Here is a 26,259-nt window from a genome sequence, read left to right on the forward strand (position 1 = left end):
TCCTCCGACGGTCCTTTTCTGTCAGGATGTTGTTTTCAGGTTACGGGCGGCGGGTAAACGCACCGAGGCACAGGCGCCGCCAGCAGGCATGGGTACCAGGCTGAACTGCCCGTTATGGGCCTTGACCACAGCCTGCACCACCGCCAGGCCCAGACCGGTGCCATGGGACTTGGTGGTGTAGAACGCTTCCATCAACTGGCCGGCCTGTTGCTCAGGGAAGCCGGGGCCATTGTCCGCCACTGCGATAATCAGTTCGTCGCCGTCCCCTGTCACAGAGACTTCCACCTTTCCGGCACCAGCTTCCAGGCTGTTATTCACCAGGTTCATACAGGCCCCTACCAGGGCTTCCTGGTTGCACATCAGCGGCACCCGGTTACCCCGGACAACCAATTCCACTTGCTGACTGTCAGTAAGGTTCAAGCCATCCACCGCCGCCCGCAGACCATCTTCGATGCGCTCGGATGACAGCGCTTCCGCCAGCCGGGTTTCACCCCGGGCAAAGGTCAGCATGTCACGCACCTGGGACTCCAGGTGGGTCAGGCGGGACATAAGGCGACTGGCACAACGCTGGCGCAGTTCCTCGTCCAGCTCTGGCTGGGACAGGTGGCCACCGTAAAGGATGGCCGCCGACAGCGGGGTGCGGATCTGATGCGCCAGCGACGCCACCATGCGGCCCATGGCGGATAGCCGTTGGGCATGGGCAAGCTGGGACTGGAGCTGACGGGTTTCGGTGAGATCGGTGAGCAGGATCAGCTGACCCGGCTCGTTTTCCATGGTACGGATTTCGATACTGACCCGGCGACCGTCCTTCAGGGACACTTCGTGGCCGTCGTCCCGGCGGGGGGCAAAGCAGCGCTGGATAACGCTGACCCAGCGTTCGCCTTCCAGGGGCTCCCCCAGCAGGGCGACGGCAGCCGGGTTGCACTGGGCAACCGTGCCCTGGCTGTCCAGTACGACAACGCCAGCGGGCAGGGCCGATAACAGGGTTGAGAGGCGGTCCGCCAGGCGCTCTTTTTCTTCCAGCTCTCGCTGGCGTTGACGGGTCTCGGCGGTGAGTTCGCCGGAAAGCTGGTTCACCCGGGACTCCAGTGTACGGTAGGAGTCGGTGATCTGGCGGGACATCTGATTGAACAGGTCCAGGGCAGAGTCCACCGCAGCATCGTCATCCTGCGCCGGGAACAGCGCGGTCACCTTGTCGTTGGCGTCCGCCGCGGCATCCCTTGAACTTACGGAACCGAACTTCCCGGAACGGGAGGCAGGTACTGCCGTCTGGATCTGTCTCATGCTTCCCCCTGACCATAATGTAATGATTCAGGAGGGTATTAGCAGGACCCGTGCCAGAAGATTTTTATTGTTTTAATTCAGATTGTTGCAGGAATAAAAAAACAGATCCCCAGGTCCCTTTAACGGACAGTGACAGAAAACCGTCAGCTGTCACCCTCTTCCCGAAGACCGTATTTTCGAACCTTCTCTACCAGGGTTGTCCGGCGAATTCTCAGCTTTTCAGCCGCCCTGGCGACCACGCCACTGGCCTCGTCAAGGGCCTGCTGAATCAGCTGCTTCTCCAGGTTGGACAGGTAATCCTTTAGGTCGAGCCCATTAACCGGCAACAGCGCCGGCGCATCCAGGCCTACCAGCCCGGGCATGCCTCCGGCGGGCATGGCGTCTTCGTCTCCCGGCAGGCCCTCGTCGTAGTCATCGACATAGCGGAATTTTTTCGGCAACTCCTGTACCCCGATAACACCGTAGGGGTGCATGATGGCAAGTCGCTCCACCAGGTTGGCCAGCTCACGGACATTACCAGGCCAGTCGTGGCGGCAGAGGCTGAGAATGGCGGCGGAGTTCAGGCGCAGCGACCCGCGCTTTTCCTTTTCCATCCGGGCAATAAGCTCATTGATCAGTAAGGGGATGTCTTCGGCCCGTTCCCGCAGTGCTGGCATCTCGATGGGGAATACATTGAGGCGGTAATAGAGATCTTCCCGGAAGTCGCCCTTCTCAATCATGTCTTCCAGGTTCTTGTGAGTGGCAGCAATAATGCGCACATCGGCACTCTGGGTCTTGTTACTGCCCACTCGCTCAAAGGTACGCTCCTGCAATACCCGCAGTATCTTCACCTGCATATTGAGGGGCATGTCGCCAATTTCGTCCAGGAAAAGGGTGCCCCCTTCGGCCAGCTCGAACCGCCCCACCCTCGCCGTAATGGCACCGGTAAAGGCACCTTTTTCATGCCCGAACAGCTCGCTTTCCAGGAGCTCGGCGGGGATGGCGCCGCAGTTAACCGGTACGAAGGGCTTTTCACGCCGGGGAGAATGATAGTGCAGGTTGCGGGCGACCACCTCCTTGCCGGTACCAGACTCGCCTGTCACCAGCACGCTCACGTCCTTATCCGCCACCTGGCTCATGAGGTCACGTACAACCTTGACAGTGCGGGAAGTGCCTACCAGGCTCCGGAACAACATGACATTGCGCTGCTGACCACGCCCCCGTGCCCGGGTGTGCTGATCACGGTAGATCTGGGCCCGGTACAGCGAGTCGATAAACTTGGTGTAGTTAGGGGGCCACTCCAGGCGAGCGATCACCCGCTCGCGGTAGTCCTTGTCCAGGTCCGCCAGGTCGGGGTCACCCACCACCAGGATCGGCAGTCCTGCCTCGGCGTTACAGACCGCCTCGATATCTTCACGCAGCTGCCTAGTATCCTCGCCGTCGACCACTGCCACGCCCAGCTCTGCCAGGGCGTCTTCATCGCCGCTGGCCAGGCGTTCGCGGGAGGCACTGTCGTCCAGAACCGTCTCCTTGCCAATGAATTCGAGTATGGTTTTCAGATCCCTGGCCCGTGAGTCATCCCTACCCAGCACCAGCACGGTATCAGTCATCGACATTCAGATTGTATCTCTTGGTCAGCACAGCAAGAAAACGGACCAGGTAAAGGGATACCCTGATCTGCCCGGCGATATTGTTTGTGCAGTATTTAAGACTTTTAACGGATGGGAGTCAATTTTATGACGCGGATCCCGCGTCCGCCGGTGACACAAGTCAAAACCGACGTGAACCGGAACGTCAGGAGCGATTACGATCCGACACATTGGCATAGGCACTGGCGGCCTTGCGGTTCTGCCCGACCTGCTCAAGGGCCTCCTTGGCCTCATCGCGAACCTTCCGGGCCTGGGTATCGGCCTGTTCGACAAATTGCTCCAGGGTACGAAGGCGCTTCTGCACTTCCGTCGGCGACAGCTGTCGCTGCTCCATGGCCACCATCACCGGGTCAATCAGGTCACGGACGTCATTGTTGAGATCTCCCAGGCGCGTCCAATCCCGGTCTTCCAGCGCTTGTTGTAGCTGACCAATGCGCTCATCCAGTCTTGCGAGGGCTTCCTGGGCATCTTGGGTCATTGTCATCTCCGGATCGATGGCCCCGGCCAGGCGTATCCAGTGGCCAGGGGGGAACTCGCTACAGGTTAACCAGTATACTGGTCCTGACCATGCCATAAACCAGGAGAAACTGAACGTCGATTCTGGTAAGCTGTCACGTTATTCAGCGATTCACACGACGAGGTACAGCCAGCCATGTCAGCACAGTGGCAGACACTGGTGTCACAGAAGCTCTACCTGGCTAACCAGCTGGCCGGACTGTCCCGCAAACAGGCTTCAGCCACTGACCGGGAAGCCACGTTGCAGGGCGCAATAGAGCTGGCGCTGAGGGCTCGCAGACTGATGTTTGCTCTGGTTGCACGTTACCACCAGCACAATCGCGCGATGCCTGCTTCGGTCAATGAACTTGTCGAACTGATTTCCGATACGCCCGACGCAGAGATACTGGCCGACCTGCTCCGTACGCCAGACAGCTGGCTGAGCCACCTGGAGCAGCTGGAAACGGCTCAGAGCGAGCCGCCCAGGCAACAAAAAGCCGTATCGGAAGAGAATATCATCGCTGTATCGACGGCTGCCGGGCCGGACCGCTCTGCGGACGGCCTGCTGGAAACGCTGGCAGCCATGAAAGCATTCATGACAGACCTGGGTGAACGCCACGCCGAATGGTAGTGCCGCTGCCCGGGCTTGATGTAAGGATTCTATGTCACCTTCATTCTTTGAAATTGTACAACTGAGTAACGGCGACTACGCACTCAAGCGCGTGGACGATGAATCAGCCCCGCTGGTGAAAATCTCCTTTTCCCAGGAAGCCCGGGAATTGATGGAAAACCGGGACATGACCGTTGCCCGCGCCATGATCGACGCAGGCATCCAGGCCGTAAGCCACATTAATGACGCCGTGGAGTGGGAAGACGCCGACCCGGAAGACTTTGAACTGCACGCCCATCACACCCTGCACTGAAGAAACCACAGTGCGCGGTTAACGGCACCGCAGAATGACCCCGTGGCTCTGCCCACGGGCAGATGCCTGCTCCAAGGCACCAAAATCCCGATTTGATAACCGGGTGGTCCACATAACCACCGCATGGCAGGTGCCTGCGCCCAGCGCCCTTTCCGCCAACTCAAAGGCAGAGTAATCCCGACTGGATCTCAGCACCAACAGCTCACTGGCAACGATGCCGTGCATGGTTTGCCACTTGCTGACCAGCTCCTGGGGCGGGTCAATCCAGGCCAGCCAGCGACGCTCCTGGTTCAGCTGGGTCAGCATGGGCAGCAACAACTGGAAGTTCTCCACCTGCCCTGGTGGCAGAATCACCTCGGTCACATTGCCGCGGGGCTCTGGCGCCACCTCGGTAACCGGCATCAACTCTGTGTTTACACTCAAACCCAGCTGTTCCATGACTTCCTCCCGGAATACTGCGGGCTGATACCGGCTGGCACCAGCCTGGACAATCAATGCACCTGGTGAAGGTCAGACTGGCGAATCACACCAACCCCCAGTCCCTCGATCACCAGCTCCTGCTCGCGCAGGTCGACCACAATCGGTTCAAACTCTTCGTTCTCTGCCACCAGGTACACTTGGGGACCTTCCCGACGGTAACGCTTGACCGTAACTTCCTCACCAACCCTGGCGACCACCACCTGGCCGTTGTGCACATCCTGGGTCCGGTGAACGGCCAGCAGGTCACCGTCGAGAATGCCGATGTCCTTCATACTCATGCCCCGAACACGCAGCAGGTAATCGGCGGAGGGGTTAAAGAACTCCGGCTGCAGGGTGCAATAATCTTCGATATGTTCCTGGGCCAGGATGGGGCTACCCGCCGCCACCTGGCCAATCACCGGCAGCCCCGGGTCTTGCTCTTCTTCCGGCAGGCGAATACCCCGGCTGGTACCCGGTACCATTTCAATGGCACCCTTGCGGGCCAGCGCCCGGAGGTGTTCCTCGGCAGCATTGGCGGAACGGAAGCCCAGCTCCTCCGCGATCTCCGCGCGGGTGGGCGGATAACCGGTTTCATCCACATGGCGACGGATAATCTCCAGTACCTGGCTTTGTCTCGCAGTGAGTTTCATGAGCAGTGGCCCTCGTGGCTGGTGCTGGTGTTATATACAGTAAGTTAACTTTATACAGTATTCTATCCAGTGTAAACCCCGCACCTGACACTTTTACGCCCCGACCCATTACGCCCCCTGCGGGCCTGTCCATGAACATTTATCAAGGTTTTTCCAGCAGGCCGGTAAGCTGTTACATTGAAAGCCTTAAACCCGATCCGGTGATGCCGGCACCACTCTCAGGGAGCAAGCCCAACATGCCAGAACGCTGCCAGATGCCCGATGTTCTTACTACCGAGGACGGCAACAAGCGCCGGGTGGGGGTAGAGATCGAAATCTCGGGCCTGGGTTACGAGAAACTCGTAGCGCTGACGGCAGAGCTCCTCGACGGCCAGGCCAGTACCGCCAGCCGCTATGTCAGCCGCATTGACTCAGACCTGGGGGAGTTCACGGTAGAACTGGACTCTGATCCGATAAAGGACCTGAACCTGCAGGACGACAGGGTGCCCGAATCCCTGCGGGAACTGGGCAGCCATGCCATGGACGTGATCGACTACGCCGCCGAGCGGCTGGTCCCCCTGGAAATCGTGTCACCGCCTATCCCCTTCCAGGAGCTGGAGACCATTGAAGCGCTGACAGACCACCTGCGGGAGGCAGGCGCCGTAGGCAGCCGCGAGGCCATCCTCTACGCCTTCGGGCTGCAACTGAACCCGGAGCTGCCGGACCTGGATGCTGGCACGCTGTGCCGTTATCTGCAGACATTCGCCGCCCTCTATGACTGGCTCAAGGGCCGCCACCAGCTGGACTTCAGCCGCAAGGTCACCACCTATATCGAACCCTGGGCCAGCAAATACGTGGATAAACTGGTGGCCGAAGACTACTCGCCGGATATGGAAACCCTGATGCGGGACTATCTGAAGGACAACCCTACCCGCAACCGCGCCCTGGACCTGCTGCCCCTGTTTGCCCACATCAACAAGGACCTGTTGGCAGAATACGTGGACGACCCCCGCATCAAGTCCCGCCCTACCCTGCACTACCGGCTGCCGGATTGTGACATCGATAACCCCCGCTGGCACTTTTCCACGGTGTGGAACGACTGGGTGGTACTGGAGCAGATCGTCGCCAGCCCGGACCACCAGCGCGAACTGAATGACCTGTTCCGTGAGAGCCGCACCCTGTCGTTCCGCAACCTGACCAGCACCTGGCGTACCCGCTGCCAGCACTGGCTGGAGAACCGGGGCTATGTCTGAAGCGGACCCGGGGCCGGAAGAGGAAGTACCCGGCCTGACCATCGGCATCAGCGGCCCGTCCCGCAAACGCACGGCTGATCGCCTGATTGCCCTGGGGCTGCGACTCTACGGTGCCCACACCCACTTTATCCGCCCCGGCAGCAAGATCGATGTCTCGCTGCTCGACGGCATCGTGCTGTCCGGGGGCAGCCACATCCACCCGGAACTCTATGGCCAGCAACCCACGATCAAGGCCCGCTACGACCGACTGAGGGACAGCACCGACCAGACTTTGCTCGCAGAGGCAGAACGACTGCACCTGCCGGTGCTGGGTATCTGCCGGGGCGCACAGCTGATTAACGTATTCCGTGGCGGTTCCCTGTGCCAGGACGTGACGCCGCTGCGGGTCAAGACACGCCACCGCCCCTTACTGCTGCCCCTGCAACCGGTGCGCATCGTGGAGCCGACCCGGCTGGGGCGCATTGCCCATACCCGGAACATCGGGGCCAACCGTATCCACAGCCAGGCCATCCAGTGGCTGGGCGATGGGCTGAGGGTCAGTGCCGTAGACAATGACCTGTTCGTACAGGCCATCGAGAACACCCATGGGCAATGGCTGATGGGCGTACAATGGCATCCGGAATACCTGCTCTACCACGGTGTGCACCGCCGAATCTTCCGGGACTTCGTGCGCACCGCCGAACAACTCAAACTGGCCCGCCTGACCCGGGGTGAATACCCGGAGCCGGAGGGCCTGCCCCTGACGTCAGAAGGAACAGACCATGACTGATCGCCGTTTTCGTTACTTCTTCAGCCCCCTGGCGTTCGCGCTGCTGCTGCCAGCAGGAACCGCCCTTGCCGAGACCCCTGAGGTCAGCCTCAGCGGCGAGGGCAAGGTGCAATACTTGCCCGACAGCGCCCGGCTGAGCTTCAGCATCAACGCCGAACACCCGGAGGCAGACCAGGCCCTGGAGCAGGTCCGGTCCACCATGGGCCAGTGGCGCGACGCCATCGAGGATATAAGGGATGAACTGGTCGACTACAGCGACGCCTCAGCCCACCTATACCAGCGCCGGGAACCACCCCGCCCGGTTCGTAATGGTGACAGCGAGGACCAGGAGCCAAAGACCATCGCCGTTGCCAGCCAGACGGTCACCTTCGAGATCCACGACCTGGAACTGCTGAACCCGGTACTGGAAAAGGCCCAGAACCTGGGCATGAACTATAGCCTGGGCCAGCACCAGTTCTTCCATTCCGACGAGGAAAAGCTCCAGCGGGAAGCCCTTGCCAAGGCCATCCGCAACGCAAGGGAAAGATGTCGCTTCGCGGCCACCCAGCTGGATATGACCTGCGGCGAAGTGAAATCCCTGAACCTGCAATCCTCCGGCGGCGGCCCGGTGATGATGCGCATGGCGGAATCCTCAGCCAAGGCGGACACGGTAAGCGACGTGGGCCCGCGGGAAATTACCGCCTCGGTACAGGCCACGTTTACGCTGGAGTAGAGAATCTGGCAGGCAAGCTGGAATGTCGGGCGGACGTGTCAGAAGTCCCGGGTATAGAAGATATCCAGTGAAGACGCCAGCCCGCTGGCCGCCTCGACATAGAAGTAGCGGCCAAGGTCGTAGCGCAGGGCCACCGTGGTAATGGGTTCAAACAGGCCGACACCATAGCGCAGGCTGAGGTCTTCCGTAAGGTAGCCGCTGGCCACGACGGCAGCGTCGTCCCCGGAACCCTCGGCTTCCAGGGTCAGGTCCTGTATACCGAAGGCTTCGCCGATATCCCGGGTCAGGCCACTGGCGCGGTTGAGCCCCAGGGAGAGAGCGGCCCGGCTGACCTGGCCCTGGTCGCCCTGACTTTGCAGGGGCCGGCCCAGAATGACATAGGACAGTGCCTGGTCCTGGGACATCGGCGGCTCCGAAAACACCGCCGTGCGCGGTTCACTTGCCGGGCCGCTGAGGCGGATGCCCGCCACCACGTTGTCAACCCGCCGCACGGCTTCGATATCCATGTAGGGTTCACCCACCGAACCCACGAACACCAGCCGTGCCTGCCGCAGCTCAAGCTCCTGGCCAAAAGCCTCGTAACGTCCCTCCACCAGCTGCAGGGCGCCGCGAGTGTCCATGTTGTTACCGATCCTCAGCTCCCCTTCGAGCTCGCCGGTGACCCCGAAACCGTCGAAGGTGACTTCATCCTCACCCACCACCACAGTCACGTCCATGTTCATGGAACGCACCGGCGGTGGCTCCGGTTCGCGGCCGACGATCACTTCGTCATCGGAGACGGTTACGGCCTGCTCCGGCAACTCCCGTACTTCGATCTGGCCCGTTGGCACGGCAACACGTCCGGCAATGGACAGGTCACCGTCCACAAAGCGCAGCTCCAGGTCCGGCGAAACCTTGAGCCGGGCATAGGGTTCGTAGTTGAGAGGCAGCTGGTCGCCTTCCAGTACCAGGGTAAGCACTGGCGAGCCCTCCCAGTCCAGGGCTCCGCCGATGTCACCACGCCCGCTACCGTTGCTCTGCCATGAGCCTTCGAGGGTGGCCCGTTTACCACTGAATGCCAGGCGAAGGTTCAGGTCAGACACGGGAATCGGCACCATCGGGTCAATCACACGACCGTCCGACAGCACCAGCTCGCCATTCACCCTGGGCTCCAGCAAGGGGCCTTCCAGGGTGCCGGAGCCTTCCACCAGGCCGCTCACCTCTTCCATGTTCAGCAAAGAGCCCACCATCGCCAGGTCAAAGCCGGTAAGGCTGAAGGTGCCGCTCGCGGGCCTGTCCTCAGCATTGGGGTCCACAGAGAGATCCACCGATAACGCACCCAGGCCCTCGCCATCCAGGCGAAGCACCACATTCGCCTGCTGGGGAGTGAGCTCGGCAGACAACGTCAGGGTCCGGTAGCTCAGGGTTTCCCAGTCCTCTTCCAGGACCACGTCCACTTCACCGGGCCCTGCTGACAACTGAACCTGTCCAACAGGGCCTTCATCCGTCAGCGTCAGCATCAGTGACGCGTTAATTGGCGCCTGCCAGCGGATGGTTTCCGGCAGCAGCGGCGCCAGGGCCGAGGCCGGGAGATTACTGATTTCCAGGTCCAGTGACGTATCCGGCACCAGTTCCTGGTCGCCGGCACACAACGTGCTGTCCTGCCAGCGCCAGCAATGGGCACCAAGCGTCAGGGTCCGGTCTTGCCAACGGAGGTCAGCCGGTGCCTCAAGTTGCCAGCTCTGGTCCGGCTCCGGTAACCGCACCTGGCCATCGGCCAGCTGCCCCAGCCACTGGCCGCCCTCGTCCGCCAGCCAGGCGCCCGCCAGGGTCAAATCGAGAACCGCCTGGGGATGGCGTACCGCCAGGGTCAACTGATGGTCATCGAGGGTGCCGGTCAGGTCGGCCTGCACCTGCTCGACAAGCTGGCCTGCCGCCTGGATGGTATCAACCGCAACCGAGGCCTCCAGGGCCTGGTTTTCATCCAGCCGGGCGCTCAGTGCCAGGTCCCCTATACTCAACTGATCCTGCCAGGCCAGCCCTTCGCCCGAGGCCTCCAGGGTACCGGCGGGCGACAGCATGGAGCCGTTTACGGCAAATTCCCCCTGCAGGCGACCAGCCAGTTCCGGGTGCAGGGCTTGTGGCTGCCGGACATCCAGCTCACCTTCTATATCCAGCCCCGGTGCCTCACCTAACGGGTCCAGTAGCTGGCCAGACAGCGCCAGCCGGTTGTCACCGATCGTCGCCATTACCTCGGGAATCTGCCACCGCCTGTCCTCTGCGGTCAGTTCACCGCGACTGGTCAGCGGGGCCTCCCGCCACTGGCCATCCAGCTCCCAGGCAGCGGACAACTCCGGCTGGCCGTCCGCATCCAGCGCGCCTTCGGAGCGAATTGCCCCGTTAATACTGGCAGACGCCTCAGGTATCCAGTAGCCGGGATCAAACTGTTCCAGGGTGATCTCTCCCTGCCAGCTCAGGGCTTCGGCAAAGCCGACCTGAGCCTGCCCCTGAAGACGTCCGCCCCCCGTGGTCATGGTCAACTCGTCCAGGCGCACCTGCTCGAGGTCACCCTGAACCCGGGTGTCCAGGGTCGCATCACCCATGGGGCCGACTGCATCCAGGTCTACCGTGGCGCTGTATGTGCCGTTACTGAACTCCCCCTGCGCCACCAGGGCGGTAATGGTGACCGGCGGCGGTGCTGTCCCGGGTAACAGGCCATACCAGGCAAAGGCACCCATCTCGACGCTGGCCCGGGCAGTAAGCTGGTCCACCCAGCTTACTGCCCCGTCCAGGCGCAGCTCGGCCTGGCTGTCATCCACGGCCGAGGGACCTGTCAGGACCAGCTGCAGGTCACGGGCAGCCTCCTGTGTGATACGACCGGACAGATCCAGGCTTACGGGGCCTTCCTGCCCCGGCAACCGGGCCGTGGTGTTGATCTTATAGCCGCTGGCCAGGTTACCCCGCGCCTCAAGCTGCCAGTCCTGCAGAGTCAGGGTTTCAGGCAGGGAGCCCAGGGCGTGGAACGCATCCGAGCGGAATTCAGCACTGACCGGCAGCTCCGGGTTCAGCGGAGCTACCTCGGCCTGCAACAGACCCTCCAGGTAGCCACTGGAAGTCAACTCGGCCCGCAGGTCGCGCACACTGCCCCCTAACTGACCAGCGATGCGCCAGCGCTCCCCTTCCGGAGGCGGCAGGGCCAGGTCCACGTCCAGCGCCAGGGGCCAGTCACCCCGGGTTTCCAGGCGACCACTGACGACCACTGAAACCTCTTCCCGTGTCAGGGCGAGTTCGCGGATATGGAAATCCGCACCGCCACCACTGCCCTGCAAGGTGAGCTGGTCCCACACCAGGGCCTCGTTGAAGTGGAACGTGCCGAGATCAACCGACCCGATGTCCAGGTTCACCGGTAGCCTGACATCAGGCAGTTGCACCGGGCCGGTCGTATCCTCCTCCTGGACGGTGCTGTCGGGCGTGCGGGTGACGTCGAGCGATGCCACCTCGAGGCGCTCAAGGCAGAAGGTTTTGCGGAACAGGCAGGTGGGCGACCAGTCGATAACGGGCGCCTCGGCAAACACCCTGACGCCATAGCCATTCCAGGACAGTTCAGAGGCCTGCCACTCACCCAGTAGCGAACCACTTGCCCCTTCAGTGACAAGCCCCGGAACCTGGTCCAATACCCAGGCAGTACCGGTGTCGGAGCGCAGCGCTGCCAGCAACGCACCGACCACAACCACCAGCAATACCAGCAGTATCAACAAGGTGATCAACAACCACTTGAGGGTTTTCGTCAATACACGGCTCACCCGGCTCATAGTTCAGGCCCCATTGAAAAGTGCAGGCGCCACCCGCCACCAAACTGCTCGTCCATGCCCCGGGCGATATCAAACCGGATAGGCCCAACCGGGCTGATCCAGCGCACCCCGACACCGACACCCGTGGCCAGCGGATCGTTCAGGTTATCGATGGCGTTACCCTCATCAACAAAGGCCGCCAGGCGCCAGTTGTCCGCCACCTGGTACTGATATTCCAGGCTGCCCACCAGCTGGTAGCGGCCGCCCACGGCGGTGCCATCACTGTTTTCCGGCGACAGGGTTTCGTAGCCATACCCCCGCACACTCTGGTCACCACCGGCGAAGAAACGCAGTGATGGCGGTACGTCAGAAAACCGGTTGGTGGCCACACCGGCAAGCTGGATACGCCCCAGGAAGCGATGGTTATCCGCCAGGGTGATCAGCCCCTTGGCTTCCGAGTTGACGTGTAATACATCCACGGTGGAGAAGGCGTCGCGAAGGCCACCGGTTACATCGAGCTGCAACCGGTATCCACGGGACGGGTCGATAGGCGAATCGGCGTGGCGTTTGGAGAAGGCAACGCCCGGCATCAGCAGGCGCGTGTTACCTGAATCGGCATTACCAATATCAAACCGCTCGTTCTCCCAACGCATGGAGAGTACGCGGGTCCAGCCATTATCCATCCGGTGACGCCATTGCTGGCCGATAGTGAACCGGTCTGACTGCACATCCTCGATGTCTTCCCGCTGGTAACCGGCGGACAGGCGAATGGAATCCGTCATCGGCGGATCCAGGGGCAGTTCGTACCAGCCGGTAATGTTCTGGCGAGGTGCCGACAGCTCGGTCTCCGCACCCCGGCGATGCCCCCATTCATTCACCCAATGCTCCGTCCAGGTGCCGCGGAAACGAGGGCCCACATCGGTTGAGAAGCCCACACCAGCCGCAACGGAACGGGGGTCACGCTCACTGACCCGGGCCGTAACCGGGATGGTGCCGTCTTCCGCTTCCATTGGCGGTGCGGTGACCAGCACCTGTTCAAAATAGCCGCTGTTGGAAAGGTCTGAACTCAGCTCGGCTACCTTATCCGCGTGGTACGGGGTACCTGGCTCAATCTGCACAAACCGGCGCAGCAGCGACTGGTCAAACACATGGTCTTCGTTGAAAGTCACCGCCCCCAGTCGATAGCGCTCGCCACTGTCGAAGTGCAGCAGGATATCCGCCTCACGGGTCTCCGGGTTCACCCTGAGGGTATGCTCCCGGAATTCACCATCAAAGTACCCGAAACGGGACGCCCGGCTGCTGATCACCTGCCGCAGGGCGTCGTATTCGCCATGATTGAGGATATCGCCCTGTGACGGACGTTCCGGCAGGTTGGAGGTGAACCCCGAATCTTCGGAGGCAGGGCCGGTGATGCTGACACTGCGGGATGCGACCCGCACCGGCTCCCCGGGCACCACCTCCAGTATCAGTACCGGGGGGTCACCATCCTGGATACGGCGGGTGATAGCGGGACTGTAATAACCCAGGGCGCGCAACGCCTCACGGACCTGTTCCTCTGCCGTGCGGCCATAACGACGCAACGCCGGGCGGCTGCGGTTTTCGACTTCACCCACAAAGGCACGGGCATTCTGCAGCAGCTGGGGGTAATCCCCCTCCATGCGGATATCCACCTGGTTGGCACTTGCCACTGGAGCCATCGCCACTACCAGCCAGGCGCTCAGCCAGCTTCGGATACCGCGGGGATAACGCCCTGGTGTATGAATGAATCGCAAATCCTGCTCCGCTTGCCAACGCCCCCCTGTCTGGCTGCCTGCCGAGGTTCGTCGTGGACGTTCAAATACGCTAGTCTGTTAGAAAGAGTCTGACAACACCATGAATCGGCGGCAAATACTGATCGCCATGACTGTTGGCGGACCGTTTTACAACCAACCAGGTCACCAGGGGAGTCATAGCCAGCGGATGTTCACCATCAACCGGGAGAATCTCAAAAGAAGCCATCAGAGCATCTGGTTTATCGTCGACTTCGTGATGCTCGGCCTGCTCATCCTCAACCTGTCGCTGATTATCTTCGATTCCATCTACAGCTTTGCGGCAATCCAGGACTTTTTCCAGCAGTCCCTGCCCGCATTCTACAACGCCTACCACCCGGTACACCGCAATTTCATTTTCTATGACCTGATCTTCGTCGGTATCTTCCTGACTGAGTTCCTCGTGCGCTGGCTGTATGCAATCCGGATAGGGCTCTATCAGCGCTGGTACTTCTACCCGTTTATCCACTGGTACGACCTGCTTGGCTGCATACCTACCAGCGGCATGCGCTTCCTGCGGGTGCTGCGTGTGATCAGCATTGCGTACCGCCTGCACCGCTATGGCATCATCGATTTTACGCAAACAAAGCTTTACCGGTTCCTCGCTTTCTATTACGAAGCCTTTATGGAAGAGCTGTCGGACCGGATCGTGCTGAAGGTTCTGTCCGGTATGCAGGAAGAGGTGCGCCGAGGCTCTCCACTGCTGGATCGCATCGAACACGAGATCATCCTGCCCCGCAAGGACATCCTGGTGGGCTGGATATCCGACCGGGTGGCAGACCTGGCCAACGAGGGCTACGTACCCAACCGGGATGCCCTGCGCCGGTATATGGAGCAACGCATCAGCGAAGCCATCCGACAGAATCCGGAACTCTCCCGGCTCAAGTTGTTGCCCATTTTCGGCAACCAGGTGCGTGGCACTCTGGAAGAGGCCATCGGCGACATCACGGCCAATATCCTCAACCAGGTGATGGACGACCTGTCCAGCAGTCGCAACCATGACTTCATTGCCGACCTGGTGGATGTGTTCATGCCGCAAACCAGGACCTTCAACGCCACCGGAGAACCCGAACTGCCCCGCCGCCAGGACAATGAGGTACTGATCAACCTGACACTGGAAATCATTGACGCTATAAAGGACCAGGTTCACCACAAACGGTGGCGTGAGGAACTCTGACCCCGCCACGACCTGGGAGACGTACATGGTCCAACCGCTGCATTACCACACGGCATCCCGACTGCTGCGGCTGATGGAAGCCGGCGAGCTGACCAGTGAGGCCCTGACCCGGTCGCTGCTCCAGCGCATTGAAGAGCACAACCCCGCCCTCAACGCTGTTATCGACCTGGACCGGGAGCGCGCCCTGACCCTGGCCAGGGAGGCGGACCGTCAGCGCCAGGCCGGCGAGCCCTGCAGCCCCCTGCACGGCCTGCCCATGACCGTGAAAGACACCTGGGAAGTGCCCGGCCTGGGTTGCTGCGCCGGCGCGCCGGTGCTCTCAGGCTATCAGCCGGAACAACCGGCGGACGTCATCCGGCGACTGCAGGACGCCGGTGCCATTATCATTGGCAAGACCAATGTCCCCTACTACGCCTCCGACATCCAGACCTACAACCGGGTGTACGGCACCACCAGTAACCCCTGGAACCGTGACCATACCCCTGGCGGCTCGTCCGGTGGATCCGCTGCGGCGCTGGCCAGCGGCATGACGCCCCTGGAAGTAGGCAGCGACCTGGCCGGCTCCATTCGCACACCAGCCCATTTCTGCGGCGTGTTCGGCCACAAGCCCAGTCGCACACTGGTGTCCTTTCGTGGCCATATCCCCGGCCCGCCGGGCACCATCAGCCAGCCGGACCTGGCGGAAGGTGGCCCCATGGCGCGCTCGGCAACAGACCTGGAACTGCTGCTCAATATCATCGCAGGCCCCCGCCCCCACCTGGCCCGCAGCTGGCAACTGAACATGGCGCCGGCAGCCATTAAAAGCCTGCCCGAAGCCCGCATCGGCCTCTGGCTGGAAGATCCGCAATGCCCGGTGGACCATGAGCTGACCAACGGCTACCGGAAACTGGCTGACGCCCTGACCAGCCAGGGCGCCATGGTCACTGACCTGCAGCATCCGCTATTGTCGCTGGCCCATATCATGCCGGCCTACTTCAACCTTCTGGGCAGCCTGCTGGGCAGTGGCATGACCAACAGCCAGAAGCGACGTCTCAAGCTCTTCGCCCTGGCAGAAAAACCCCTGCGCCGGGTAACACCCATGACCTGGGGCATGGCGGAATTCGCCCGGGGAACCAGCCAGACCATCAGTCACTGGATGCACTGGAACGAAACCCGGGAGAAGATGCGGGAGCAGGTAGAAGAGATTTTCCGGGAAGTGGACGTCATCCTGGCGCCGGTAAATCCGGTCACCGCCATCCCCCACGATCAGAGCGACCCGCCCTTTCGCCGCCTGATCCGTGTCAACGACGAGAACCGGCCCTATCACGACCAGTTCTGCTGGATTGCCCTCGCCACGCTGCTGGGGCTGCCTGCCACCTCCGTTCCGATTGGCGTGACCACTGCCGGACTGCCCTACAGTATTCAGGTAATCGGTGCGCCAGGCATGGACCTGACCACTTTGGGGTTCGCACGCTTACTGGAAGAAGAAGGGTTCGCCGGCTTCAGAACGCCGCCGGGGTATTCGGAGGAAACGTAGGAAGGGATCATCCAGGCCATCCCTGGCCTGGTCGAATCGTCCCGAAGGGAATTACTGGCCGTACTGAGACACGTCGACCTTCGAGAACACATGCTCCCAGTAAAGGTCCGCCAGCTCTTCGCTGCTCTCGACACCATCAATACGCTCACGCCACTCGGTCAGCAGCTCACGGAAGCGTTCGATTTTCTCATCGGCATTCTGGATGCCGTAGCGCTCCTCGTAGGCAGAGGCGATGGTTTTCAGGTCCTCACGGATAAACTCGCGGTTCTTCTCTACCATCGCTGCTGAGGGCTGGGTCAGGCCAATGCCCTGTTCTTCGGAGATGCGCTCGTTGTCCACCGCGCCCTTCTCGTAACCCCAGCTGAACTCGGCAGATAACACCGATGCGGCTTGCACCAGCTTCTCACGCTGTTCTTCGCTCAGTGAGCGCCAGCTGTCCAGGTTGATATTGGCAGAGCCCACACCACTGAAGGTACCTGAGGGGTAGTTGACAGTAATGTCGTCCACCACTTCAAACAGGTTGAAAACGGACAGCTCCGAGGTGGACTGGACCGAACAATCAACCACGCCCTGGCTCAGGCCCTCGTAGATTTCGTTAACCGACATGGTGATGGGGTTGGCGCCGACAGACTCGGCCCAACGTGCCCACTGGGCGCCGGAAGTACGCAGGTTCTTGCCTTCCAGGGCCTCCAGGCTATCCACCTTTTCACGGCACAGCAGCGAGTATGGCGGTGTAGCGGCACTGCCCAGGAACAGCTGGTTCTGGGCCGCAAACTCATCCTGGCAATCGGTGCACTCAGAAAAAATAAACTCGGACATGGCACCGGTGTAAACCAGGCCAGCCTGGGACGAGCCACGCTCGGTCAGTTCGATGGACATGGACACTTCCGCCACCATATTGGTGTGCGGGAAATCCGCCGGGAAGTACGGCGTCAGCACAACGCCCATATCGGCCATCCCGTCACGGATACCAGCCGAGGTCTCACGCAGGTTCAGCAGGGACAGCTCGAATACCCGAACGCCCACATCGCCACCAGACAGTTCATCCAGCCGTTCTTCAAACACGCCCAGGGCATCGCTGGTGATACTGCCCTGCGGATAGCCCGAGGCAAACCGCAGTTCAGCCGCCTGGGCAGCCACGGAACCCATGGCCATCACACCAATGGCCACAGCAAGGGGATACTTTTTCATGGGGGACTCCTTTATTGTTGTTTCAAAATGAAACCATATTTATTCGTCCGTAACTATACGTACCTCCATGAAAGGAATCCACCGTTCGCTCATTGCAGAGCCTTCCCCATATCCCCTGGTGATATAGCCCGCAATGGGCTGCAGAATCAGATTGCCTGAACGGCCTCGGCCAGCATATCCCGGACCTTGGCGGCAACCTGCTTCAACTCATCGTTGTCGACAGCCGTCATGGACTCCACCGGGTCAATAGCACTGACCTCAATGCCACCGTCTGTCTCCCGCAGAATCACGTTGCACGGCAACATGGCGCCCACCTTCGGCTCAGCACCAATCGCCTCCCAGGCCATGCCGGGGTTACAGGCCCCGAGAATGCGATAGCCAGCCATGTCCTTGTCCAGCTTCTTCTTCATGGTGGCCTTTACGTCGATCTCCGTCAGCACCCCAAAGCCTTTGTCAGCCAGCGCCTTGCGGGTACGCTCGTCAACGGTTTCAAAGTCCGCATCCGCAATGATGCGATCCATGGTGTAGGTCATACCAATCTCCTCATTTGCGCGGTGAAGGTGAAAAGGGAACAGCCAGAAAACCTGATCATATAGTGGCCCGCCACCGCAACAAACGCAAAGGCCCAGCTGCGGCCACGCCCGGTGCCTGGTGAAGGCCTCTCTCCTTCGGATATCTTGTTTATTAGTTCCCTATCCAGGGCAGGAATGCGATCATGATGGAAAGATAGGGCCTATCGAAGCCGGCCTCGCGGCTGGTGGGCATTGGTGTTCAGGTTAAGTAAGTACCAGGAGTACAGACATGAACTATACGCCGTCCCTGGACCAGGAAAGATTGGCACAACTGGCGAATCAGTACCTGGGCAATGCCCCGGTGACTGGAGATGTCGTTTTCTTTGCAGATGAAGGTGAGCGGTTGAGCCATGCAACCTGGCAGTTTCCCGAGAAAGATCAGGACAGGCTGCGGGATTCGGGGTTCAAGTCTGCACTGCTGGAAATGCTTGATGAACTAATCAGCCACCGGGCCAGCCAACACCAGGCCAACCTTTGCCAGGGTGTTGTCAATATTGAAAAAAACCAGATCAACATACGGTGGCTGCCCCTGGAAGAAGCGCAGGCACTGCGAAACCCGCGTGAAGCCGGCTAGGAGTCTGCGCGACAGTACGCGACAGAAAGTCCCGCAGCCCCCCAGACACCGTCCTGACAAACCAACAAAAAACGACCCATGAATACTATCCAGAACCAACTTGAATCCAGTTTCTACGCCCGGGGCCTGATGAAAACCCTGGGGGCTCGCCTGCTGTCCATTACCGACGGTGAAGTCCAGATCGAATTGCCATTCTCGGCGGACCTTACTCAGGGGCTTGGCTACCTGCATGCCGGCGTTGTTACCAGCCTGGTGGATACCGCCTGCGGCTATGCCGCCCTGACCCGCGCCCCTGAAGGCCATACCGTGGTCTCCGTCGAATTCAAGACCAACTTTGTCCGGCCTGCTGTTGGTGATCGCTTTGTCGCCATTGGAAAGCTGGAAACCGCTGGCCGCATGCTGTCAGTCTGCCGGGGCGAGGTTCTGGCCTATTCCGGCGACAGTGTGAAAACCGTTGCCTTGATGCAGGCAACCATGGCCAATGTTCCAGGCTGAAAACCCCATTTCAATGGTCCCTTTTCTCCCGCCCCCTTCTTGCCGCTGATCGCAATTCGTCCATTCCGACGATGGCCGGATTTCCCGGCCACTTCTACGTTGTTGAAGTAGCAATCAAGCTCACTAATAGCTTCACTGCATTCGCGTGAACAGTTTCAAAGCGCCCGCGGTCCTTCCCGGCAAACCGGGACCGCGATCAATGTGAACATCGACAATAACAAGGTAGCTAGCGATGTTGGGCATAATGCAAGACCAGCCCCTGATGATTTCCTCACTCATCGAGCACGCGGCCCGGTTTCACCCGGACGCAGAGATCGTCACCCGAACCGTTGAAGGTCCACTCCACCGGACAAATTACCTGGAGCTGAGGAATCGCTCTAAACAGGTTGCGAACGCCCTGGAAAAACTCGGCGTCGAACAGGGTGACCGCGTGGGAACCCTGGCCTGGAACACCTATCGTCACATGGAGCTGTACTTCGGCGTCTCCGGCTCTGGCGCGGTTCTGCACACCATCAACCCCCGGCTGTTCGAAGAGCAGATTGACTACATCATCAACCATGCGGAAGACCGGGTGCTGATGTTCGACATCTCCTTTAGCGACCTGGTGGAAAAGCTGGCACCGAAGCTGAAGTCAGTAGAAGTCTTCGTTGCCATGACCGACAAGGAGTCCATGCCGGACGTGGACCTGCCCAACCTCTACTGTTACGAGGAGCTGGTGCAGGCAGAAAAACCCGACTATCAGTGGCCACTGTTTGACGAGAGAACCGCCTCGTCCCTTTGCTACACCTCAGGCACGACCGGCAACCCCAAGGGCGTTCTCTACTCCCACCGCTCCACCGTGCTTCACACCATCATGGCCGCCACGCCGGACGGCGCAAACATCAGCGCATCCGAGTGCCTGCTGCTGATTGTGCCAATGTTCCACGCCAATGCCTGGGGCATCCCCTACGCCGCGGCGATGACAGGGGCGAAAGTGGTACTGCCGGGCCCGCGCCTGGATGGCGAGAACCTCTACGACCTGATGAAAACCGAAGACGTCACCTTCTCCCAGGGGGTACCCACGGTCTGGCTGATGTTCCTGCAATACATAGATTCCAAGTCAGGGCTGAACCTGTCGGACCTCCCCCTCAAAAAAGTCAGCATCGGGGGCGCAGCGCCTCCCAGAAGCATGATCGAACGATTCGAGGACAATGGCATCGATGTAATGCAGGGCTGGGGCATGACCGAAACCAGCCCGCTCGGGTTCGTGAACGGCGACCTGTTACCGAAACACAGGAATCTCTCCAAGGACGAGCGCTTTGCCATCAAGTCCAAGCAGGGGCGCGGCATCTGGGGCGTGGAGTCCAAGATCACCGATGACGAAGGCAACGAGCAACCCTGGGATGGCGAGTCTGTCGGCAACCTGATGATACGCGGTCCATGGATTGCCGCAGGCTATTTCAAAAAAGACAACAGTGACCAGCTGGACACCGAGGGCTACTTCCCAACCGGCGATATCGCAACCATCGACAGCAATGGCTACCTGCAACTGGTAGACCGGTCGAAGGACGTCATCAAGTCTGGCGGGGAGTGGATCTCCACCATGGAGCTTGAGAACCAGGCGGTATCACACCCTGACGTGGCAGAAGCCGCTGTCATCGGCATCCACCACCCCACCTGGCAGGAGAGGCCACTGCTGATCGTGGTGGCAAAAGACGGAGCCACGGTTACCGCCGACGACCTGATGCAATTCCTTGGTGAACGGGTCGCCAAGTGGTGGTTGCCGGATGACATCGCGTTTGTTGATGAGCTCCCCCACACCGCCACCGGCAAACTGCTCAAGACAAAGCTACGGGAGCAGTTCAAGGGATACGTTGCAGCAGAAAGTTCCTGAGTACCCCCAACAACAACCCGAAGCCAGGCTTCGGAATGGAGATCACCTTGAACAACCAGCTAACACACTTTTAAAGGCCGGTACCCACCACGCGGCTTTTGTGCCCTATGAATCCGCGATGATGCTTTAGCAAACCACGCTGAACCAGATCCGTAGAAGGAGGCATCCAAATTTACCAGTAATCACCGGAACTACTGGCAGTAACCCGCGAGTTCGTAAAAAGGAATCTTTAAAACAACTTTGGCTACTCCGGCTTGTACAGCAAGAATTCCCTCAGTAATCTATAGAGCGCTCGCCCTATTTCGTCCATTACGACGATGGCGCGTATGGCCCACGACGTCAAAATGGAACCTATACCAGACTGATCAGCATGGCCTCCATTCCACGGAGCGGCCTGCCAGTAAGACCCTTTGCCGGAGATAACAATGACAAACACCAACATGGACCCGATCACAGACGACAGCTTCCCGGACCGGGCACGGGCGGAAGAGATTGCCGAGAAAGTTGAACGGTTTGTACGTGACGTTGTCATCCCCTATGAACACGACCCACGCCGGGACCACCACGACTGCCCCACCGACGAGCTGACCCAGGAAATGCGCGCCAAGGCCCGGGAGGCCGGCGTACTGACCCCCCATATCTTCCCGGAAGGGGGCCACCTGAGCCAGCGCGGTACCGCCATGGTGCTGATTCGCAGCGGCCTGTCGCCCCTCGGTCCGCTGGCCTGTAATACCGCCGCGCCGGACGAAGGTAACATGTTCCTGCTGGGCAAGATGGGCAGTGACCTGATCAAGGAACGCTTCCTCAAGCCCATCGTGGCTGGCGAGAAACGCTCCGCTTTCTTCATGACCGAGCCGTCCCAGGAAGGTGGTGCGGGGTCTGACCCGTCCATGATGATGACCGAGTGCCACAAAGACGGCGACGAGTGGGTCATCAATGGTCGTAAGGCGTTTATCACCGGTGCCCAGGGCGCAGGTGTGGGCATCATCATGGCCAAGGCACCGGAAGGCGCCAGCATGTTCCTGGTTGACCTGCCCAACCCGGCCATCCAGATCGATAACGTGCCCAACACCATGGACAGCTCCATGCCGGGTGGCCACGCTACCCTGACCATCAAGAACCTGCGAGTGCCGGAAGAGCAGATGCTAGGCGCCGCCGGCGACGGCTTCCGTTATGCCCAGGTACGCCTGGCACCGGCCCGCCTGTCACACTGCATGCGCTGGCTGGGTGCCTGTATCCGCGCCAACGAGATTGCCACCGACTACGTCAACCGTCGCATGGCCTTCGGCAAGCCGCTGATTGACCACGAAGGTGTCGGCTTCATGCTGGCCGAAAACAAGATCGACCTGCAGCAATGCCAGCTGATGATCGACTGGTGCGCCAGCGTGCTGGACCGGGGCGAACAGGGCGGCACCGAAAGCTCCATGGCCAAGGTGGCAGTGAGTGAAGCGCTGATGCGCATTGCCGACCGCTGCGTCCAGGTCATGGGCGGCAACGGCCTGACCGAGCACACCATCGTGGAACAGGTATTCCGTGAAATCCGCGCCTTCCGCGTATACGACGGCCCCACCGAAGTCCACAAGTGGTCCCTGGCCAAGAAGATCAAGCGTGACTGGAAGCGCGATAACGGCTGACAATCAACAACCGAACCCTTCGGTAACTTGCTGAAGTTGCCTCCTTGACCTGGACCATCTCCCGGTTCAAGGCCTCGCCCCGGTGCCTCTGGTATCGGGGTATTTTTTTATCCGGCGGGTGAGCCCACAAGCTGCTCAACCAGGAAGTCGATCATCAGCCGGACCTTGGCTGGCAAACGGCGATCCGGCGGAAACATCACATAAAGCCCGCCAAGCTCCACCAACGGCTGATCGAGCTCCAGTGACACCAGTTCACCCTTGGCAATCGCCCGGTCCACGATAAAGTCCGGCTGGTAGATGATGCCCTGCCCTCCCACAGCCGCAGCCAGCAAGGCATCGCCATTGTTGGCTGTCAGATTGCCATGCACCGGCACCTTGATATCCCCCTGGCGACCAAAGGCCCAGGTACCCTTGCCCTGCAGGGGAGATAAGGTATAGCCAAGGCAGTTGTGCTCAGCCAGGTCCGCCACCCGGCGAGGCCGGCCGTGCCGCGCCAGGTAGTCGGGTGAGGCACACACATACAGCTGACAGTTGCCCAGCCGACGGGCCTTGAGCGAACTGTCCGCCAGGTGACCAATACGAATGCCCAGGTCCCAGCCTTCCCGTATCAGGTCATGCTGCGCATCGCTGAGCCCCACCTCTACATCGATTCCGGGATAACGACGACTGAACTCAGGTAACAGGGGCGCAATAAAACGTGTGCCGAAGGAGTGGGGCAGATTCATGCGCAGTCGTCCGACGGCTTCCGTGCGCTGTACGCTGACTTCGGCTTCCGCTTCGTCCAGCTCCTGCAGAATGCTGCGGCACGACTCCAGGAACTCCGTGCCCGCATCCGTCAGTGTCAGCTTGCGGGTGGTGCGGTGCAGCAACTTCACGCCCAGCCGAGCCTCCAGCGCATCCATATGCTTGGTAGCCATGGCCGGAGACATGTCCATCACACGGCCGGCAGCAGAAAGACTGCCATGGGTGGCCGCCTGTACGAACACCCTCATGCTGATAAAGCGGTCCAGCATTCTATTTCACACTCCTGGTTAAAGGTGTGTTCCGATATTAGCAGGTTCTCGCACCCGCGAATAAAACGTAAATTACCAGCTATTGATCAAACGCACTTTCCAGCGAGGTACCAACCATGACCAATCCAGAGTCCTCCGCTGCACCCGCTACCCAGCCGGTCCTTTTCATTCCCCACGGCGCAGGTCCATGCTTCTTTATGGACTGGACACCCGCTGACGCCTGGCATGGTATGGCAGATTATCTGAGCAACATTCACTCATTGTTGCCAGAAAAACCACGTGCCATTCTCATGATATCTGCCCACTGGCTGGCGGAGGATTTCAGTGTTACCGCTGGCGAGCAACCCGGGCTCATCTACGACTATTACGGCTTTCCCGAGCATACCTACGAGCTGACCTACCCCGCCCCGGGCAATCCGGCGCTGGCACGAAGGGTGACCGATCTGCTGGCCCAGGCAGGACTGACCAGCCGGCAGGACAGGGAGCGGGGGTTTGACCATGGCATGTTCATCCCCCTGAAACTGATGTTTCCGGACGCTGACATTCCGGTTGTACAACTTTCCCTGCGCGCGGACCTGGACCCTGCGACCCACCAGCGGGCTGGCAAGGCCCTGCAGGCCCTCCGCCAGGAAGGCGTGCTGATCGTTGGCAGCGGTATGAGCTTTCACAATATGCGCGGCTACGGCGACACACGCTTCACGCCGCTTTCTGAGGCTTTTGACACCTGGCTGAGCGAGACTATGGAAGCGCCACCTGCGCAACGCGAGGACAGGCTCAACCACTGGAGCTCAGCACCCTATGCCCACCAGTGCCACCCGCCAGGCCACGAAGAACACCTATTGCCATTGATGATGGTCGCGGGGGCCGCAGGCCGGGACCCGGGATATAAAACTTACTCGGAGCAGGTCCTCAAAACACAGCTTTCAGCCTGGCATTTTAGGTGACGTTTCCAGCCGCTCCGCTACGTATCCGCGGGGCGAATACCCAAGAATTCAACAGGAGTTCAGACATGCATATTGAACTGACCGGAAAGAACGCCCTGGTGACCGGCTCCACTGCCGGCATTGGACTTGCCATCGCATCAGGACTCGCCCAAGCCGGCGCCACTGTCACTGTCGTTGGTCGCAGCAAGGACAAGGTCGACGCCGCAGTAAACCAGGTGAACCAGGCCAGTGGCCGCCAGGATGCCACCGGTGTAGTAGCCGATGCAGGCACAGCTGCAGGCTGCTATGAGGTAATCCACGCCCGGCCGGAGGTAGACATACTGGTGAACAACCTTGGAATTTACGGCGGTCAGCCGTTCTTCGACATTGATGACGATGCCTGGGAGGAAATCTTCCAGATCAACGTTATGAGCGGCGTGCGCCTGGCGAGGCACTATGCCCATGGCATGAAAGAACGGGGCTGGGGCCGCATCCAGTTTATTTCCAGCGAATCCGCTCTCAACATTCCTGCGGAAATGGTGCATTACGGGGTCAGTAAAGCAGCCATGCAGGGGCTGTCCCGTGGCTTGGCCAAGGTTATGGCAGGCACAGGAGTCACAGTTAACACCATTCTGCCGGGGCCGACCCGAACTGAAGGGGCACAGGAAATGATGGCAGACCTTGCAGAACGGCGAGGCGTCTCTGTTGAGCAGATGGAGGCCCTTTTCCTGGAGGAAAATCGCCCCTCCACACTACTCCGGCGTTTTGCCACACCCGAAGAAGTCGCCAGCCTGAGCATCTACGCAGCCTCGAACCAGGCCAGTGCCACTACTGGTGCGGCTCTGCGTGTCGACGGTGGAATAGTTGAGTCCATTGGCTGACTTTTCAGTCGGCGGGCTACACAAGGTGTATCGGGTTACGGCAAAGTGGTATCAACCAATAACACGGGAGAAATTGGATGCTTAAGGATTCCAAAGAGCGCTACGGCACACTCACCAAATGGCTCCACTGGGGCATGGCACTGCTCATCGGCTGGCAATTGATGAAGTTCGGCGACCGGATCGCGGATGGAGAGCACTAGGTTGGCCAGACGCTGGTGCCGTGGCACGTTTCCATCGGCTCGTTGTTGCTGGTGCTCATTGTCGCCCGGCTTATCTGGGCCGCCAGCCAGCGCAAGCACCGTCCGCAGCATGATCCGCAGACAGCCAGGCTGGTCAAGGCAGATCACGGTCTGCTCTATGCCGGCATGCTGCTAATGCCACTCACCGGCATGATGGTGATGCTCGGCGGAGGTTATGGCGTCAACGCCTTTGGCCTGCAGATTATCGCAAAGGGCGAAGAGCTAGGCTGGGCAGCCACGCTGGGTAGCCTGCACTCACCGCTCGCCTGGGCACTTACCGTCCTCATCGTCGGACACATTGGTATGGCCTTGCTGCATCACTTCCGGGGAAAGGATGTACTCAAGCGAATGGTATGAGTGAATTCGGCAACTCCTGATTTAGGTAGGTTGTTAACCATGAGATACTGCAATGCCTCACCCTTGGTTAACCACGACCTGTCT

At 60.2% G+C, this 26,259-nt stretch carries 25 protein-coding genes; 15 read left to right on the forward strand and 10 right to left on the reverse strand.

The window, feature by feature from the left end:
• Positions 1-21: 21 nt before the first annotated feature.
• The 3 genes from MLC59_RS04690 to MLC59_RS04700 all read right to left on the reverse strand — a co-directional run bounded on the left by MLC59_RS04690 (position 22) and on the right by MLC59_RS04700 (position 3,390).
• A complete protein-coding gene (locus tag MLC59_RS04690; protein WP_248231342.1) occupies positions 22-1,284 on the reverse strand; it encodes a sensor histidine kinase in 1,263 nt (420 codons plus the stop codon).
• 143 nt (positions 1,285-1,427) lie between these two features.
• On the reverse strand, positions 1,428-2,879 hold the full coding sequence (locus tag MLC59_RS04695; protein WP_248231344.1) for a sigma-54 dependent transcriptional regulator: 1,452 nt from the start codon (positions 2,877-2,879) through the stop codon (positions 1,428-1,430).
• 178 nt (positions 2,880-3,057) lie between these two features.
• Positions 3,058-3,390, reverse strand: a complete 333-nt coding sequence (locus tag MLC59_RS04700; RefSeq protein WP_248231346.1) for an SOS cell division inhibitor — start codon at positions 3,388-3,390, stop codon at positions 3,058-3,060.
• Between the two features lie 174 nt (positions 3,391-3,564).
• Here MLC59_RS04700 and MLC59_RS04705 point away from each other — a divergent pair, with 174 nt between their 5' ends.
• Positions 3,565-4,038, forward strand: a complete 474-nt coding sequence (locus MLC59_RS04705; protein ID WP_248231349.1) for a DUF6586 family protein — start codon at positions 3,565-3,567, stop codon at positions 4,036-4,038.
• A 31-nt stretch (positions 4,039-4,069) separates the two neighbouring features.
• Positions 4,070-4,330 (forward strand): hypothetical protein, encoded by a 261-nt coding sequence (locus MLC59_RS04710; RefSeq protein ID WP_248231350.1) that lies wholly within the window; start codon positions 4,070-4,072, stop codon positions 4,328-4,330.
• Positions 4,331-4,348: 18 nt separating this feature from the next.
• On the opposite strand, the gene MLC59_RS04715 is transcribed toward MLC59_RS04710, so the two are convergent.
• The gene (locus MLC59_RS04715; protein ID WP_427901699.1) at positions 4,349-4,768 is read right to left on the reverse strand and encodes a cell division inhibitor SulA; all 420 of its coding nucleotides are present in this window, start codon (positions 4,766-4,768) and stop codon (positions 4,349-4,351) included.
• Positions 4,769-4,821: 53 nt separating this feature from the next.
• Positions 4,822-5,439, reverse strand: coding sequence for a transcriptional repressor LexA (gene lexA / locus MLC59_RS04720; RefSeq protein WP_248231354.1), 618 nt, complete (start codon positions 5,437-5,439; stop codon positions 4,822-4,824).
• Between the two features lie 236 nt (positions 5,440-5,675).
• On the opposite strand from lexA, the gene MLC59_RS04725 reads away from it, so the two are divergent.
• Genes MLC59_RS04725 through MLC59_RS04735 form a run of 3 tightly spaced genes read left to right on the forward strand, consistent with a single transcriptional unit; the run spans position 5,676 to position 8,152 of the window.
• Positions 5,676-6,671 (forward strand): amidoligase family protein, encoded by a 996-nt coding sequence (locus MLC59_RS04725; protein WP_248231356.1) that lies wholly within the window; start codon positions 5,676-5,678, stop codon positions 6,669-6,671.
• Entirely contained in the window at positions 6,664-7,440 is a 777-nt protein-coding gene (locus MLC59_RS04730; protein ID WP_248231359.1) for a gamma-glutamyl-gamma-aminobutyrate hydrolase family protein, read from the forward strand. Before MLC59_RS04725 ends, MLC59_RS04730 begins: the two co-directional genes overlap by 8 nt.
• A complete protein-coding gene (locus tag MLC59_RS04735; protein WP_248231361.1) occupies positions 7,433-8,152 on the forward strand; it encodes an SIMPL domain-containing protein in 720 nt (239 codons plus the stop codon). Before MLC59_RS04730 ends, MLC59_RS04735 begins: the two co-directional genes overlap by 8 nt.
• 38 nt (positions 8,153-8,190) lie before the next feature.
• Here the strand turns inward: MLC59_RS04735 and MLC59_RS04740 are convergent, their stop codons facing one another.
• Together MLC59_RS04740 and MLC59_RS04745 are read right to left on the reverse strand one after the other, a co-directional pair.
• The gene (locus MLC59_RS04740; RefSeq protein ID WP_248231363.1) at positions 8,191-11,943 is read right to left on the reverse strand and encodes a translocation/assembly module TamB domain-containing protein; all 3,753 of its coding nucleotides are present in this window, start codon (positions 11,941-11,943) and stop codon (positions 8,191-8,193) included.
• Positions 11,940-13,694: an autotransporter assembly complex protein TamA gene (locus tag MLC59_RS04745; RefSeq protein ID WP_345799750.1), complete on the reverse strand. Its 1,755-nt coding sequence runs from the start codon at positions 13,692-13,694 to the stop codon at positions 11,940-11,942. The genes MLC59_RS04740 and MLC59_RS04745 overlap by 4 nt, the downstream gene beginning before the upstream one ends.
• Before the next feature lie 187 nt (positions 13,695-13,881).
• On the opposite strand from MLC59_RS04745, the gene MLC59_RS04750 reads away from it, so the two are divergent.
• The gene (locus tag MLC59_RS04750) at positions 13,882-14,907 is read left to right on the forward strand and encodes a hypothetical protein (RefSeq protein ID WP_248231364.1); all 1,026 of its coding nucleotides are present in this window, start codon (positions 13,882-13,884) and stop codon (positions 14,905-14,907) included.
• A gap of 25 nt (positions 14,908-14,932) precedes the next feature.
• Positions 14,933-16,423: an amidase gene (locus MLC59_RS04755; RefSeq protein WP_248231366.1), complete on the forward strand. Its 1,491-nt coding sequence runs from the start codon at positions 14,933-14,935 to the stop codon at positions 16,421-16,423.
• 51 nt (positions 16,424-16,474) lie between these two features.
• Here the strand turns inward: MLC59_RS04755 and MLC59_RS04760 are convergent, their stop codons facing one another.
• The gene (locus tag MLC59_RS04760) at positions 16,475-17,614 is read right to left on the reverse strand and encodes a C4-dicarboxylate TRAP transporter substrate-binding protein (protein ID WP_248231368.1); all 1,140 of its coding nucleotides are present in this window, start codon (positions 17,612-17,614) and stop codon (positions 16,475-16,477) included.
• Positions 17,615-17,760: 146 nt separating this feature from the next.
• Positions 17,761-18,147, reverse strand: a complete 387-nt coding sequence (locus MLC59_RS04765; RefSeq protein WP_248231369.1) for a DUF302 domain-containing protein — start codon at positions 18,145-18,147, stop codon at positions 17,761-17,763.
• Between the two features lie 268 nt (positions 18,148-18,415).
• Here MLC59_RS04765 and MLC59_RS04770 point away from each other — a divergent pair, with 268 nt between their 5' ends.
• From MLC59_RS04770 to MLC59_RS04785, 4 genes are all read left to right on the forward strand, one after another.
• Positions 18,416-18,760 carry a hypothetical protein gene (locus tag MLC59_RS04770; protein ID WP_248231370.1) on the forward strand — a complete coding sequence of 115 codons (345 nt, stop codon included), beginning with the start codon at positions 18,416-18,418 and terminating at the stop codon, positions 18,758-18,760.
• Between the two features lie 78 nt (positions 18,761-18,838).
• On the forward strand, positions 18,839-19,255 hold the full coding sequence (locus tag MLC59_RS04775) for a PaaI family thioesterase (protein ID WP_248231372.1): 417 nt from the start codon (positions 18,839-18,841) through the stop codon (positions 19,253-19,255).
• A gap of 232 nt (positions 19,256-19,487) precedes the next feature.
• A complete protein-coding gene (locus MLC59_RS04780; RefSeq protein ID WP_345799751.1) occupies positions 19,488-21,128 on the forward strand; it encodes a 3-(methylthio)propionyl-CoA ligase in 1,641 nt (546 codons plus the stop codon).
• Positions 21,129-21,553: 425 nt separating this feature from the next.
• A complete protein-coding gene (locus MLC59_RS04785) occupies positions 21,554-22,762 on the forward strand; it encodes an acyl-CoA dehydrogenase family protein (RefSeq protein WP_248231376.1) in 1,209 nt (402 codons plus the stop codon).
• 107 nt (positions 22,763-22,869) lie between these two features.
• Here the strand turns inward: MLC59_RS04785 and MLC59_RS04790 are convergent, their stop codons facing one another.
• Positions 22,870-23,775, reverse strand: coding sequence for a LysR family transcriptional regulator (locus MLC59_RS04790; RefSeq protein WP_248231377.1), 906 nt, complete (start codon positions 23,773-23,775; stop codon positions 22,870-22,872).
• Between the two features lie 116 nt (positions 23,776-23,891).
• On the opposite strand from MLC59_RS04790, the gene MLC59_RS04795 reads away from it, so the two are divergent.
• The 4 genes from MLC59_RS04795 (at position 23,892) to MLC59_RS04805 (ending at position 26,175) form a co-directional block, all read left to right on the forward strand.
• The gene (locus MLC59_RS04795; RefSeq protein WP_248231379.1) at positions 23,892-24,719 is read left to right on the forward strand and encodes a DODA-type extradiol aromatic ring-opening family dioxygenase; all 828 of its coding nucleotides are present in this window, start codon (positions 23,892-23,894) and stop codon (positions 24,717-24,719) included.
• A 65-nt stretch (positions 24,720-24,784) separates the two neighbouring features.
• A complete protein-coding gene (locus MLC59_RS04800; RefSeq protein WP_248231381.1) occupies positions 24,785-25,579 on the forward strand; it encodes an SDR family NAD(P)-dependent oxidoreductase in 795 nt (264 codons plus the stop codon).
• A gap of 77 nt (positions 25,580-25,656) precedes the next feature.
• Entirely contained in the window at positions 25,657-25,779 is a 123-nt protein-coding gene (locus MLC59_RS19900; protein WP_282450850.1) for a hypothetical protein, read from the forward strand.
• Between the two features lie 15 nt (positions 25,780-25,794).
• Positions 25,795-26,175 (forward strand): cytochrome b, encoded by a 381-nt coding sequence (locus MLC59_RS04805; RefSeq protein WP_248231382.1) that lies wholly within the window; start codon positions 25,795-25,797, stop codon positions 26,173-26,175.
• Positions 26,176-26,259 lie beyond the last annotated feature (84 nt).

This window comes from Marinobacter bryozoorum, assembly GCF_023156245.1.
Lineage (GTDB): Bacteria > Pseudomonadota > Gammaproteobacteria > Pseudomonadales > Oleiphilaceae > Marinobacter > Marinobacter bryozoorum.